Source organism: Aeromonas sp. FDAARGOS 1403 (assembly GCF_019047325.1).
GTDB classification, from domain to species: Bacteria; Pseudomonadota; Gammaproteobacteria; order Enterobacterales; family Aeromonadaceae; genus Aeromonas; species Aeromonas dhakensis.
On the sequence record NZ_CP077249.1, the window covers coordinates 3,113,339 to 3,126,349 of the forward strand.

At 63.1% G+C, this 13,011-nt stretch carries 12 protein-coding genes; 8 read left to right on the forward strand and 4 right to left on the reverse strand.

All coding sequences use genetic code 11. The annotated features are described in order from the left end of the window. Positions 1-369: 369 nt before the first annotated feature. Positions 370-1,290, reverse strand: coding sequence for a LysR family transcriptional regulator (locus I6L33_RS14620; protein ID WP_216972786.1), 921 nt, complete (start codon positions 1,288-1,290; stop codon positions 370-372). Positions 1,291-1,413: 123 nt separating this feature from the next. Here I6L33_RS14620 and I6L33_RS14625 point away from each other — a divergent pair, with 123 nt between their 5' ends. From I6L33_RS14625 to I6L33_RS14635, 3 genes are read left to right on the forward strand one after another with little or no spacing between them, the layout of a single operon-like run. Beyond that, positions 1,414-2,331, forward strand: a complete 918-nt coding sequence (locus I6L33_RS14625) for an alpha/beta hydrolase (protein ID WP_216972787.1) — start codon at positions 1,414-1,416, stop codon at positions 2,329-2,331. Positions 2,332-2,380: 49 nt separating this feature from the next. Next, entirely contained in the window at positions 2,381-3,310 is a 930-nt protein-coding gene (locus tag I6L33_RS14630; protein ID WP_216972788.1) for an alpha/beta hydrolase, read from the forward strand. A gap of 49 nt (positions 3,311-3,359) precedes the next feature. Continuing rightward, positions 3,360-3,998: an SDR family oxidoreductase gene (locus I6L33_RS14635; RefSeq protein WP_216972789.1), complete on the forward strand. Its 639-nt coding sequence runs from the start codon at positions 3,360-3,362 to the stop codon at positions 3,996-3,998. 48 nt (positions 3,999-4,046) lie between these two features. On the opposite strand, the gene I6L33_RS14640 is transcribed toward I6L33_RS14635, so the two are convergent. Further along, positions 4,047-5,027: a LysR family transcriptional regulator gene (locus I6L33_RS14640; RefSeq protein ID WP_216972790.1), complete on the reverse strand. Its 981-nt coding sequence runs from the start codon at positions 5,025-5,027 to the stop codon at positions 4,047-4,049. Positions 5,028-5,220: 193 nt separating this feature from the next. Between I6L33_RS14640 and I6L33_RS14645 the strand changes: the two genes are divergently transcribed. Beyond that, positions 5,221-6,204, forward strand: coding sequence for an aldo/keto reductase (locus I6L33_RS14645; protein ID WP_216972791.1), 984 nt, complete (start codon positions 5,221-5,223; stop codon positions 6,202-6,204). A gap of 119 nt (positions 6,205-6,323) precedes the next feature. Beyond that, positions 6,324-7,352, forward strand: coding sequence for an MBL fold metallo-hydrolase (locus I6L33_RS14650; protein ID WP_254204934.1), 1,029 nt, complete (start codon positions 6,324-6,326; stop codon positions 7,350-7,352). Between the two features lie 109 nt (positions 7,353-7,461). On the opposite strand, the gene I6L33_RS14655 is transcribed toward I6L33_RS14650, so the two are convergent. Both I6L33_RS14655 and I6L33_RS14660 read right to left on the reverse strand, forming a co-directional pair. After that, positions 7,462-9,285, reverse strand: a complete 1,824-nt coding sequence (locus tag I6L33_RS14655) for an ATP-binding protein (RefSeq protein ID WP_254204935.1) — start codon at positions 9,283-9,285, stop codon at positions 7,462-7,464. Between the two features lie 8 nt (positions 9,286-9,293). After that, positions 9,294-9,785, reverse strand: a complete 492-nt coding sequence (locus tag I6L33_RS14660; protein ID WP_010633831.1) for a molybdopterin-dependent oxidoreductase — start codon at positions 9,783-9,785, stop codon at positions 9,294-9,296. Positions 9,786-10,126: 341 nt separating this feature from the next. Between I6L33_RS14660 and I6L33_RS14665 the strand changes: the two genes are divergently transcribed. From I6L33_RS14665 to I6L33_RS14675, 3 genes are read left to right on the forward strand one after another with little or no spacing between them, the layout of a single operon-like run. Continuing rightward, on the forward strand, positions 10,127-10,474 hold the full coding sequence (locus tag I6L33_RS14665) for an STAS domain-containing protein (protein WP_216972793.1): 348 nt from the start codon (positions 10,127-10,129) through the stop codon (positions 10,472-10,474). Beyond that, entirely contained in the window at positions 10,471-10,887 is a 417-nt protein-coding gene (locus tag I6L33_RS14670; protein ID WP_010633832.1) for a hypothetical protein, read from the forward strand. Before I6L33_RS14665 ends, I6L33_RS14670 begins: the two co-directional genes overlap by 4 nt. Before the next feature lie 17 nt (positions 10,888-10,904). Then, positions 10,905-13,010 (forward strand): SLBB domain-containing protein, encoded by a 2,106-nt coding sequence (locus tag I6L33_RS14675; protein WP_216972794.1) that lies wholly within the window; start codon positions 10,905-10,907, stop codon positions 13,008-13,010. Position 13,011: the final 1 nt, after the last annotated feature.

The following is a 13,011-nucleotide window of genomic DNA, read 5'->3' on the forward strand; positions in this document are numbered from 1 at the left end:
CCCCCTTCAGACCTCTTGGTCATCCACTTGATGTGGATGAGTCTAGCGTCTTCATCCCATATTTCCGATTCTCTGCCGCAAGCTCTCAGGTGCGACCGCAAGGTGACCCTGGTGTCCAGCGCAAACGTCCTCTTGATCTTCCACGTAGTTCCCTTGGGATCATGTTTCCCTCAGTCACTTCACGTGGCCTTTATTGCCATTGCATCCTCTTTGTTTTCACCACGCTAAAACCCCTTTTCGAAAGAGAAGGGGTTGCCGTACGCCTACGGCCAGGCGCTGGAAAGCGCCAGACCGTCGGCAAGCCGGGCACTTGACTGGTGGCGCGTGAACCACTTGCTGGCCTGACGGGCAACGGCCGGCGCAGTGACATCAGACCAGCTGCGCTCGCTTCTCGATCAGGAAATCCATCAGCGCCCGGATCTTGGCCGGCATCTGGGCCCGCGACGGCACATAGAGATAAAACCCCGGGAAGGGGGGGCACCAGGGGGCGAGCACCCGCACCAGTGAGCCGTCACTCAGGTGCTGGCGCACCCGCAGATCCAGGTGTTTGACCAACCCCACCCCCTGCAGGGCCGCCTGCAGCATGCTGTCGTCGTCGTTGAACACGGCGTTGCCCTTGGGATCGACGATCTGGGTGTGCTGCTCCTCATCGGGGGAGGTAAACGACCAGCGGTCGATGGTATTGCTGGAGGTAAAGCGGTAGGCCAGGCAGTTGTGCCGGGTGAGATCCCCCGGGGTCTGCGGCGTGCCATGCTGCCTGAAATAGTCGGGTGAGCCGACGATGGCCATGGTCAGAGGGGGGGTGATGGGCACCGCCACCACGTGTTCATCCAGGCTCTCCCCCAGGCGAATGCCGGCATCCATCCCGTCGGCGATGATGTTGGAAAACCCGTCCGCCATCACCAGCTCCAGCCGCAGTTTGGGATGGCGCGCCAGAAACTCACCCATGTGGGGCTCGAGCAGCAGCCTGGCGGCGATGCGCGAGCTGTTGATGCGAATAAGGCCCGAGGGCTCAAGGTGGGAGTCATTGAGCTCGCTCACCACCCGCTCGATGGCCGTGAGGGAGGGTTGCAGCACGTCCAGCAGGCGCTGCCCCTCCTCGGTCAGCGACATGTCGCGGGTGGTGCGGTTGAGCAGCCGCACCTGCAGCTGCTGCTCCAGCCCCTTCAGGTGCTGGGAGAGGGCGGCGCGGGTCACCCCCATCTCGGTGGCGGCCTTGGTGAAGCTGCGATGACGGGCGATGTGGGCAAACCACGTCAGTGACGCGACGAGTGAAGGTTCTATGGGCATTTGTTTAGCCTGGCTAATCAGTCATGTCTTGATAGGTGCGTATATCTAGCTCAATAGACTTACTACTATTAGCTCGAACTCGCGTCAAGCATGACGCCCCTGAACCTAACGGAGAGCCCGACCATGTCCCACGTCACCTTCCTCAATCGCAACGGCCAAGGCATCACCATGGCCGCCATCGTTCACTTCCCGCCGCACTTCGATGATCGCAAGCAGTACCCGGCGGTCGTAGTCTCCCACCCCGGCGGCGGGGTGAAGGAGCAGACTGCGGGCCTGTACGCCAGCAAGCTGGCCGAGCAGGGCCTCGTTGCCATCGCCTTTGACCGCTCCTATCAGGGCGAGAGCTCGGGCGAGCCGCGCCAGCTGGAGAATCCCCACGTCAGCACCGAGGATGTCAGCGCCGTGGTGGACTACCTGACCACGCTGCCCTATGTCGACGAGAACCGGATCGGGGCCATGGGCATCTGCGCCGGTGCCGGCTACAGCGCCAATGCCGCCATCCAGGATCGCCGCATCAAGGCGCTCGGCATGGTCAGCGCGGTCAACATCGGCCAGATGTTCCGCAATGGCTGGGACAACAGCGTCAAGGATGCCGATGCCATGGGCTATCTGGCGTTCGGCTCTCAGGCGCGCACCGCAGATGCGACCGGCAGCGGCTACGCCACCATCCCCTTGGCCCCCCTGCGTGAAGAGGATGCTCCCAACGAGGAGCTGCGCGAAGCCTGGGAGTACTACCATACCCCGCGCTGCGAGCACCCCAACGCGCCGGGCTTTGCCCTGACCCGCAACCTGAACCAGATCATCACCTACGACGCCTATCACAAGGCCGAGGCCTTCCTGACCCAGCCGATCCTGGCGGTGGCAGGAAGTGTGGCCGGCAGCAAGTGGATGAGCGACGACCTGCTGGCGCGCGCCGCGAGCACAGACAAGACCCTGCATGTGGTGGAGGGGGCCAATCACATGTCCCTCTACGACGTGCCCCGCTTTGTCGACGAGGCCGTCGCCCAGCTGGCCCCCTTCTTCCTGCGAACCCTGAACTAATCGGCCCGCGAGAGGGGGAAACCCCTCTCGCTTATCGAGGAGCATCATCATGAGCCATGTATTGAACCTGACCTATCAGAACCTGGGCTGGCAGACGGCGGCCGACCTCTACCTGCCGCCCGATTTCGACGAGCAAAAGCGCTACCCGGCCATCGTCAGCACCCACCCCATCGGCAGCTGCAAGGAGCAGACCGCCGGCAATGTCTACGCCAAAGGGCTGGCTGCGGCGGGGTTCGTGGTGCTGGTGCACGATGCCAGCTTCCAGGGTGCCAGCGGCGGTGAGCCGCGCTTTATCGAGGATCCGGCCATTCGGGTCTCCGACATCCGCTTCGCGGTGGACTACCTGCAATCCCTCTCTTATGTGGATAGCGATCGCATCGGCGCCATCGGCGTGTGTGGCGGCGGCGCCTACACCATCCATGCGGGCATCACGGATCACCGCCTCAAGGCGCTGGTCTCCATCACAGGGGTCAACTATGGCCGCCTGATCCGCGAAGGCTTCGCCCAGTTCAAACCTCTTGAGCTGGCCCAGGGCATCGCCCGGATGCGCACGGCGCAGGCACAAGGTGACGCTACGGAACCCGCCGATCTGCTGCCGGCGTCCGTGGCGGCGGCCACCGCGGCAGGCATCACCGACATCGACGTGCTGGAGGCCACCGAGTACTACAAGACGGCGCGTGGTCAGCAACCTCACGGCGCGACCCGCCAGCTGATGTCCTTCACCGGCGCCGCCATGGGGTGGGATGCCTTCCTCCATGCCGAGGTGCTGCTGACCCAGCCGCTGATGGTGGTCATCGGCGACAAGGCGGGGGGCTTTGGCGCCTATCGGGATGGTTGGGAGATCTACGGCCGCGCCGCCTCCACCGACAAGCACATTGTCGTGGCCGAAGGTTGGTCCCATTACGACCTCTACGACAAAGCCGAGCCGGTGGCCATCGCCATGGCAAGCGTGGTGCCCTTCTTCCAGCGCACCCTGTGATCCCGCGGTGGGGGCATCCCCACCCATTCAAGCGACAAGGTAAACCGATATGCGAAACGTACTGATCCTCGGCGCCAGCGGCCAGATAGCCCGGTGGGTGGTCAAGGGGCTCGCCGGGCAGGGCGACATCCGCCAGACCCTGCTGCTGCGCGACCCAAAGAAGTTGAGCGGCCGTGAGCCGGCCAACGCCAAAGTGGTGATCGGCAGCGTGCTGGACAAGCCGCTGCTCAAGGAGGCGATGGCAGGACAAGAGATCGTCTACGCCAACCTCAGTGGCGACAATCTGGACAAGCAGGCCCAGGCGGTCATCACCGCCATGCAGGCCACCGGAGTGAAGCGCCTGGTCTTCGTGCTGTCGCTTGGGATCTACGACGAGGTGCCCGGCAAGTTCGGCGAGTGGAATCGCGGGATCATCGGCGAGGAGCTCAAACCCTACCGCCGTGCCGCAGACGCCATCGAGGCATCGGGGCTGGATTACACCATCTTGCGTCCGGCCTGGCTGACCGATGAGGATGAAGTGGATTACGAGCTGACCGCCAAGGGCCAGCCCTTCTTGGGCACTGTGGTGTCGCGCAGGAGCGTGGGGGATCTCATCACCCGGATCCTGGTCTCGCCCGAACTGCACGTGAGGGAGAACCTTGGCATCCACCAACCTGGCAGCGAGGGCGACAAGCCGTACTTCATGTAAGGGGAGGCCAGGGCCCTGGTCTGCGGCGCCGGGACGGGGGCGCGGGCGTCATGTCGCTTGCAGCGACGCCATGCCGGTCCGGTGGGCCTGCTCCAGCTCATCGAGGTCGAGCACATAGGCGCGGTTGTCCGCGAGGCTGACTATCGCCAGATCGATGAAGTGGCGCACCCGGGCGGGCTGGGCGGCGCGACTGCCGTAGTAGAGAAACAGGCCGAGCCTCTGGGTCATGTGCTCGAGCAGCAAGGGCACCAGGCGGCCGGCGCGGATATGTGCCGCCGCCGTCGGCCCGGCCAGCTGGCCGATGACATCGCCGGCCAGCACGGCCCCCAGCTCCACCATCTCGTCGTTGGTGGAGAGCGCCGGGCGCACCGGATGCTCCTGCAGTTCGTCCCCCATCTTGACGTACCAGGGGATCAGGCGTCCGTTGCCGGCGTGGCGAAAGGCACTGCAGCGATGCAGGGCAAGGTCGTGCAGGGTGAGGGGCACGCCATATTTGCGCAGATACGCGGGGGCGGCGCAGATGATGAGCTGCATGGGGAACAGGCGGCGCGCGATCAGCCCCTCCTGGGGCGAGATGCCGATGCGCAGCCCCACATCGACCCGCTCCTCCACCCAGTTGCCGACCCTGTCATCGAGCCGGATATCCGGCTGCACATCGGGATAGCGGCGGCAGTACTCCTCCAGCAGCGGCCCTATGACCGTCTGCACCACGGAGCGCGGGCCCACTATTCGCAGCGGGCCGGCGAACTCCTCACGGGTCTGGCGCGTCGCCGTCAGGGCCTGCTGCAGGCCGAGCAGGGCAGGCTGCGCCGCCTCCAGAAATCGTTGCCCCTCTTCGGTCAGCGACATGCTGCGGGTGGTGCGATGAAACAGGCGTACCCCCAGATAGCTTTCCAGCTGCCCGAGCGCCTTGCTGGCGGCCTGAGGAGAGATCTGCTGGGCTTCGGCCGCCTTGCTGAGGCTGCCCAGCTCGGCCGTGTGTACGAAGGTGGTGATGGAGCGCAATTCGTTGATCATGGTCTGGCTCATGGATTTACATCATTTGGTTGTAACTGATTCCGTCATTTACCATCTAGTTCGATGTTTATCCCATCTCTATAGTGCGTCCATCGACCGCGCCAGCCTTTAGCGCTTGACTCCCCTTCGGGTTGGTTGAGACAAGGGTCTGTGCATCCATGGTTACCAGGGCAGTTTCGGCTGCATTGTGAGAAAAGGAGCAAGCATGCAAACACGTCAATTGGGTCACAACGGGCTGACGGTATCCGCCATCGGTCTGGGCTGCATGGGCTTGAGCTTTGGTTATGGCCCCGCCACCGACAAGGCGGAGGCGATCGCCCTGATCCGGCGCGCCCATGAGCTCGGGGTCACCTTCTTCGATACCGCCGAAGCCTATGGCCCTGGCGACAACGAGTTGCTGCTGGGGGAGGCGCTGGCCCCGTTTCGCGACAAGGTGGTGATCGCCACCAAGTTCGGCTTCAAGCACGGCAAGGTACCCGATGGGCTGGACAGCCGGCCGGAGAATATCCGCGCCGTGGCCGAGGCCTCCCTGCGCCGGCTCAACACCGATGTCATCGATCTCTTCTATCAACACCGCGTCGATCCCGAGGTGCCGATGGAAGAGGTGGCCGGCACAGTACAGGACCTGATCCGCGAGGGGAAAGTGCGCCACTTCGGTCTGTCCGAGGCCGGCGTCGATTCCATCCGCCGCGCCCACAAGGTGCAGCCGGTGGCGGCGCTGCAGAGCGAATATTCCCTCTGGTGGCGTGAGCCCGAGCAGATGATCCTGCCGCTGCTCGACGAGCTGGGGATAGGTTTCGTGCCGTTCAGCCCGCTTGGCAAGGGCTTTCTGACCGGGGCCATCAAGGCCGATACCCGCTTCGAGGCGAACGATTTTCGCAGCATAGTGCCGCGCTTTGCCGAGGAGGCCCGCGCCGCCAACCTGCGCCTGGTGGAGGTGCTGGGGGATCTGGCCGCCAGCAAGGGGGTAACGCCGGCCCAGATTGCGCTTGCCTGGCTGCTGGCCCAGCGGCCCTGGATCGTGCCCATTCCGGGCACCACCAAGCTGCACCGGCTGGAAGAGAACCTGGGGGCCGCCGCCATCAGGCTCGGCAGCCACGAGCTGGCCGACATAGACGCCGCCGTGGCAGGCATCGAGCTGGAAGGGGGGCGCTACCCGGCGCACCTGGGAAAACTGGTGGGGCGCTGAGGCGCCCTGTTTGAAAGCGAGCCGTGCAAGGCACCCGGCCACTGCCGCGTGTCTTGGCAACGCTTGCGTCGCCCCGGTTTGCCGGGGCCCTTATGTTGTTATGACTCACAGGAGCCGCGATGGCCGGTATTATCTCGTCTGTATTGCAATCGGGTCTGCCCGAACATCAGGACTCAAGCCAGTATCGGGCAGGCCGGTTTCACAATCTGGTGGCGCCCCCCGCGCGCAGTGTCTGGAAAGAGGTCGGGATCTGGCGTGACTTCCTGTTTGGCAAGCCAGCCGGCACCCTGCCGGATCGCGCCATCCCGGTGCAGGCGATGACCCTTGCGGATGTCATGGCGGCGCCGGATTCCAGCGTCTGGCGGCTGGGTCACTCCAGCCTGCTGCTCAAATTGCGCGGCCAGTTCTGGTTGACGGATCCCGTCTTCAGCGAGCGCGCATCACCGCTCTCATGGCTTGGTCCCAGGCGCTGGCATGCCCCGCCCATGGCCCTTGAGGATCTGCCGCCCCTGGCCGGGGTGATCCTCTCCCACGATCACTATGACCATCTGGATCAGGCCACCATAGTGGCGCTGCAGGGGCGGGTGGCGCACTTCATCACCCCGCTCGGGGTCGGGGCCAGGCTCCGCGCCTGGGGCGTGCCGGCACACAAGATCAGGGAGCTGGACTGGTGGCAGCAGACCCGGGTCGATGGCATCGAGCTCATCGCCACGCCGGCCCAGCACTTCTCCGGCCGCGGCCTGAGCGATGGCAACCAGACTCTGTGGGCCTCCTGGGTCATTCGCAGCGATGAGTGCAAGCTGTTCTTCAGCGGCGACAGCGGCTATTTCGCCGGCTTCAAGGAGATAGGGGAGCGCCATGGTCCGTTCGACATGGCCTTCCTCGAGACGGGGGCCTACAACGAGCGCTGGGCCCATGTGCACATGTTTCCGGCCCAGACCGCGCAGGCGTTTCACGATCTGCGCGCAGCCTGGCTCTATCCCATCCACAACGGCACCTTCGATCTTGCCATGCACCCATGGGATGAGCCGCTGGAGCAGATCACCCGGCTGGCGGCCGAGCAGCAGATCCCGCTGACCACCCCCATGATGGGGGAGTCGCTGACCTTGCTGGCCCCCCATGGCGGCAGCCCCTGGTGGCGGGAGTGAACCTGGGTCTGGCTCAAGCGTGAAAACGGGCGCCCATGGCGGGCGCCCGCATCGTCGAGCCAGCGCCTGCTACCTTCACGCTGCTGTGTTCGGGCGCAGCGGCGCCGCTTCAAGCCTGATTGCCCAGGGTCATGGTGCGCTTGCGCTGCTCGCGCACCAGATGACGGTTGATCTCCCCCAGCAGCGTCTCCTTGCTGATGGGCTTGGTGATGTAGCCGTTCATGCCGTGAGACAGATAGTACTGCTTCGATTCGGGCATGGCATCCGCGGTCAGGGCGATGATGGGAATGTCGGCCCAGCTCTGGCTCGAGGCGCGAATATGGGTGGTGGCCGCCAGCCCGTCCATCACCGGCATCTGCACATCCATCAACACGATGTCGAAGGTCTCTTGCGCCAGTCTGGCCAGCGCCTCTTCCCCCTGCAGCGCCAGCGTCACCCGATGGCCGGCAGACGCGAGCATGGCACCGATGACCTTGCGATTGGTGGCGTTGTCGTCCACCAGCAAGATGCGATAGCTCTCCTGACTGGTCGGCTTGCTGGGCAGGCTGGTCATCGACGGGGTGGTCGCCTGGGCCGGCCAGAGATAGGTAAAGGTGCTGCCGAACCCCTCGTGGCTCTCGACCGAGATGTCGCCCCCCATCAGGCGGGCGAGGTTGCGAGAGATCTCGAGGCCCAGCCCCGAGCCACCATATTGGCGGGTGATGGAGATGTCGGCCTGGGAGAAGCGCTGGAACAGGTTGCCCATCTGGTACTTGCTCATGCCGATGCCGGTGTCCTGAATCGCGATCCGAATCGAATGACGCTCCTTGTCCAGCGGCTGGCTGTCCACCCTGATGTTCACCTCGCCCTGGTGGGTGAACTTGATGGCGTTGCTGAGCAGGTTGAACAGGATCTGGCGCACCCGCAGGGGGTCCATCATCAACCATTCCGGCGTGTTGGGGGCCAGGGTCAGGCTGAGCTTGATCCCCTTCGCATCGCAATTGCTCTGCATCAGGGCCCGGATGTCCTCCAGCAGCTTGGGCAGATGGTGGGGCACGAGCTGCAGCTCGATACGCCCCTCTTCCAGTTTCGAGATATCCAGAATGTCGTTGAGCAGCCCCAGCAGATGGTTGGCTGACTCCCGTGCCGTCTCCAGGTACTCCCGCTCTCTGGGGGCCATGGTGCGATCCGCCAGCAGCGACAACATGCCGAGTATGCCGTTCATGGGGGTGCGGATCTCGTGGCTCATGTTGGCCAGAAAGCTGCTTTTCGCCCGCTGACCCGCTTCGGCCTCGCGGTTGGCCCGCACCAACTTCTCGTTGAGCTGCTGCATCAGCTTGTGCTGCAGGAACGAGATATTCATCTGCCGCCAGATGAGCAGGGCCAGCACGAACAGCAGGGCAAACTGCAGGGCCGCGATCAGGCTGGTGGTGATGATCTGCTGGCGGACCCCCTCGCGGCGGGCGACGTCAAGCAGGGTCGCCTGCTCGTTGACCTCCAGGGTCAGCTGGTGGAGCTGGGGGAGCAGGACGGTCAGTTGCTGATCAAGCTGCTGATGGGCCGCCTGATCCAGCGGCTTGTGCTGGACCGGCCCGAGCCAGAGATCGGCCAGGGCGATGAAGCGGCGCATCTCCTTGCTGGCCTGCTGATAAATCTGGGTATGTTGCAGCAGGTTGCGATCCTTGCTCTCCAGCACCAGCTCAATCCGGCTGACCAGAATGTCGTATCTGAGCTGGAACTTGACCCGCGGCTCATTTTTCAGGGCATTTTGAAAGCGCAGCGCCTCGTTGTAGAGCTGGAAATAGTTCCACATGACGTTGTCTTCACCCTGACTGGTGCTGTGCTGCAGCTCCTCGAACTGCCGGTACTGGACGGTACCGATACCGGCAAACGCCAGCAACAGCACGCAGAGCACGACGAACAGGGAGCGCTGACTGGCTGCCATGGATTGCATGATGCGGTTCACTCCACCTTGATCTTGTTGATCTGCCAGATGGCACGGCCGTAATAGAGCTTGTTGCGAAGCTCGGGGTATTGATCAAACGGGTAGATGAGGAACAGGGGCCCCTTGTCGCGCACCGACAGCGGCTTGCCATCGATGCTGCGGGCCAGGATCACCTGATACTGGGCGGCATCGCTGGTGGGCACCTGGATCGAGTAGTCGTTGAGCGCCGTGATGGTCAGCTGCTTGCCGCTGGCGCCCACCTTGGCCAGCAGATCGCTCAGACGGGGGCCGCGAAAGGTCTTCTCTTCGTCATACCAGGGGGTGTGAGTCTTGATCTCGTATTCGGGCAGTTGATCCAGCATGGCGGTGTCCCACAGGGCGTCCTGCTGGTAATTGGGCTGGGTAATGGCGCCTTCCACCCTGAGCTGGGCGCTGTCGGGATCGGGAGTCGCCTGGGCGGTAGCGCAAAGAATGGCCAGCAGGGGAGCAACATAAAAATTGAGTCTCATAACCTTCCTCCATGGAACCGTGAGAAGCAGATGCCAGGGCAACGGCGGGCCTGGCATAGAGGCAAGGCAATAAACGTGCCTGATAGTGGAAAGCGGCAGCTGGCGTGGCTTAGACGGGGGTGAAGAGGGGGTGAGAGTGCCTTTTCATCGCATTTTGCAATGAGAAGGATGAGCCATGTTGCAAATTGGCAAAGAATGTTCCCCTTGCCGTGGCCGATGTGCTTCTCTAGTTAAGGTGAAAAACAGGGTTTCTTTGGGTCTTTTTCTTGCCAGGCACGGCTCTTGCTTTACTGGGTATGGCATGGAACTAAACCGTCTTGGCATAGACAAGGAGCTTCAACATGGAAAGCATGACCTACACCCTTAACGACACTCAGGTTGTGGCATTGGAAAGCGAGTTTGATGCGATGGCCGTCAGTGAATTGCGCCCCTTATTTGAAAAGCTGTCGGAGTACACAGGTGATGTGCTGGCGGATCTGCGAGACGTGCACTTCATCGACTCCTCCGGGATCGGTGCCCTGGTGTTTCTCCACAAGCGACTGGTGATGAATGGGCATCATCTGGAGATCATCTGTGGTCCCGGTCAACCCCGCGATCTGCTGGACATGCTGCACATCAACCGGGTCATCCCCTGTCATGAGAACGTGAAAGCCTACATGCAGTCATCCGGCATGGTGGTGACATCATGAAGCACTGGCTTGTGCTCGGGATCTCGCTGCTGATGGCGGGTTGCGCGCAATGGCCATCCGAGGGCAAGGGGGGAATGGCCGAGCTGAGACCCACCTGGTTACCGTTAAATGAGGATGAACAACGCCTGCTGTCAGGTTATGATGAGCGTCAACAGAAGCTCGATCAGCAACTGGTCAGCCTGCAGCAGGCGGGTCTGCGCGACTGCATGCCGGCTGGGCTAAAACAGCTACAATCTCAACGAGTTGATATAGTACGGGATGTACATGGCCGGCTCTGGGCCGACGTAGCCTGGCGTCAGGCCATGCTGGCCGAGTCGTTGAAGCAGGTGCGTTTGCAGCTGGAAAAGACCACCAGTGGGGGTTGTAGCCGAAGCTGGTCTGGACTTCCGTTGCGTCAGTGGAGGCAAACGTAACAATAAAAAGGATGTCTATGGATCGGGGCGCTATCAAGGGATTTATCGCGGTTGTTCTGTTTTTGTTTACCTGTCCGCTGCTGGCAAGCACCCTGCTGGCGCCGGGTGATCGGCTCTCAATCGTGCAGCCGGGGGAGGCCGCCTTCGACAAGCCCTTCCAGATCGACAAGCAGGGTGAAATCAAACTGCCCGAGGTGGGGACCGTGGTGGTGGGCGGCAAGACGCTCCCAGAGGCGGACGCCATCATTCGCACCGCCCTCAAGCCCGTCTACAACAACCTCTCCCAGCTGACCATCACCCTGTTGGAAAAGCGGCTGCTCATCAGCGTCATGGGCTATGTCAAAAAGCCCGGCAGCTATGATCTGGCGCCCGATGGCAACGTGCAGATGGCGCTGGATGCGGCCGGCGGCCTGGTGCCGGGGGCCCAGCTCAACAACATGCAGGTGCGCCGCGGCGACACCGTCTCCAGCTTCGACTACAAGCGCTATCTCGATACCGGCGATGCCGGCCTCTTGCCCCCGCTGCAATCCCTCGACGTGGTCTTCGTGCCCGCATCCCCCCTCATCGGCAACGTCCAGATCGATTTTGATGCCGCCACCCTGGCCGCCGGCGGGGATGGCGACACCGGCAAGGCGATCAAGGTGTTTGGCGAGGTGAACAGCCCGGGCGCCTTCAGCTTCAAGAGTGGCAACTCCATCGTCGATCTGCTGATGCGGGCCGGCGGGGTGACCCGCTTTGCCGGGGTGGAGCGGATCCGGGTGATCAACGGGGATGCCCCCGAACTGTTCGATCTCAAGGCCTACCTCGATTCGGGCAACAACAAGCTGCTGCCGGCGCTGGCCCCTGGCGCCACCATCTTCGTGCCGAAGGACGAAGAGCAGATCAAGCGCGGGGCGCGCACCATCTACATCATGGGGGAGGTGTTCAAGCCCGGTGCCTATGAGGGGCGGGAGGGGGATACCTTCCTCGACATCCTGGCCAACGCCGGCGGGCCGACCCGCTATGCCGAGAGCCGCCAGATCCGCTTGCTGCGCACCAATGGCGCGGTCGAACCCATCGATCTGCAGGCCTATACCGAGGGCATGCAGAAAAACCTGCCGCAGATAAGGCCGGGTGACGCCATCTTCGTGCCGGAGAAGACCGACATCAACGAAAAATCCTGGCTAAAGGTGGCGCCGGGACGGGCGGTGATGGTGATGGGGGCGGTACGCATTCCCGGCCGCTATGAATGGTCTGACGAGATGTCGCTGCTCGATCTCATCGCCCATGCCGGTGGCCCCAACGAGCGGGCCGACATCGCCAAGGTGCAGATCCTGACCTCGGAGGGGGGCATGGCGACCCCGACCATCTTCGATCTCGACAAGTTTCTCCATCAGGGGGGGGCCCTTGGCAGCCTGCCCAGGATCCACGCCGGCTTCACCATCATGATCCCCGAGCTGCCTACCGATCCCAGCGACAACAAATCCCAGTGGGTACGCCAGTCGCCGGACAGTTCCATCTACATCTTCGGTCAGGTCGGCGCCCCCGGTCGCTACGCCTTTAACGAGGAGATGGGCTTTATCGACATCCTCTCCGCCGCCGATGGCCCCACCGCAGCGGCGGATTTGCGCAACGTGCGCATCGCCCATCGCAACGGCAGTACGGCGCGGGTAAGCAAGCTGGATCTCGCCCTCTACTTCGAGACCGGCGACGAAACACTGTTGCCCAAGGTGCTGCCGGGGGACTCCATCTACCTGCCGGAGAAGAACCGCCCCTGGCTCGACGAGCCCAAGGAGAACACCATACGGGTGCTGGGGGCCATCGCTCGGCCGGGCCGCTATCGCTTCAACTCCTCCATGACCCTGCTGGATCTGCTGGCGGAAGCCGGCGGGCCCACCAGCTCGGCCTACATCAAGAAGATCGTGGTGATCAACATGGCCGTCAGCGGCCAGGGGGATCAGGCCCGCACCTTCGATCTGGACGGCTTTGCCAAGGAGCCCGATTTCAGCCAGCTGCCGGTGCTCAGGGCAGGGGACACCGTCTTCATCCCCGACAGCAAGAGCAGCAACTGGGCCATCTTCATGGACGGGATGCGTGACATTCTTACCACCATCTCGGTGGTCGCCCTGGTGGGAACCCTGTAAC

What these genes read in the sequence shown, in the direction of transcription:
- I6L33_RS14620 (WP_216972786.1), bottom strand. Translation starts at nt 1,290, where the DNA reads ATGCCCATAGAACCTTCACTCGTCGCGTCACTGACGTGGTTTGCCCAC.
- I6L33_RS14625 (WP_216972787.1), top strand. Translation starts at nt 1,414, where the DNA reads ATGTCCCACGTCACCTTCCTCAATCGCAACGGCCAAGGCATCACCATG.
- I6L33_RS14630 (WP_216972788.1), top strand. Translation starts at nt 2,381, where the DNA reads ATGAGCCATGTATTGAACCTGACCTATCAGAACCTGGGCTGGCAGACG.
- I6L33_RS14635 (WP_216972789.1), top strand. Translation starts at nt 3,360, where the DNA reads ATGCGAAACGTACTGATCCTCGGCGCCAGCGGCCAGATAGCCCGGTGG.
- I6L33_RS14640 (WP_216972790.1), bottom strand. Translation starts at nt 5,027, where the DNA reads ATGAGCCAGACCATGATCAACGAATTGCGCTCCATCACCACCTTCGTA.
- I6L33_RS14645 (WP_216972791.1), top strand. Translation starts at nt 5,221, where the DNA reads ATGCAAACACGTCAATTGGGTCACAACGGGCTGACGGTATCCGCCATC.
- I6L33_RS14650 (WP_254204934.1), top strand. Translation starts at nt 6,324, where the DNA reads ATGGCCGGTATTATCTCGTCTGTATTGCAATCGGGTCTGCCCGAACAT.
- I6L33_RS14655 (WP_254204935.1), bottom strand. Translation starts at nt 9,285, where the DNA reads ATGCAATCCATGGCAGCCAGTCAGCGCTCCCTGTTCGTCGTGCTCTGC.
- I6L33_RS14660 (WP_010633831.1), bottom strand. Translation starts at nt 9,785, where the DNA reads ATGAGACTCAATTTTTATGTTGCTCCCCTGCTGGCCATTCTTTGCGCT.
- I6L33_RS14665 (WP_216972793.1), top strand. Translation starts at nt 10,127, where the DNA reads ATGGAAAGCATGACCTACACCCTTAACGACACTCAGGTTGTGGCATTG.
- I6L33_RS14670 (WP_010633832.1), top strand. Translation starts at nt 10,471, where the DNA reads ATGAAGCACTGGCTTGTGCTCGGGATCTCGCTGCTGATGGCGGGTTGC.
- I6L33_RS14675 (WP_216972794.1), top strand. Translation starts at nt 10,905, where the DNA reads ATGGATCGGGGCGCTATCAAGGGATTTATCGCGGTTGTTCTGTTTTTG.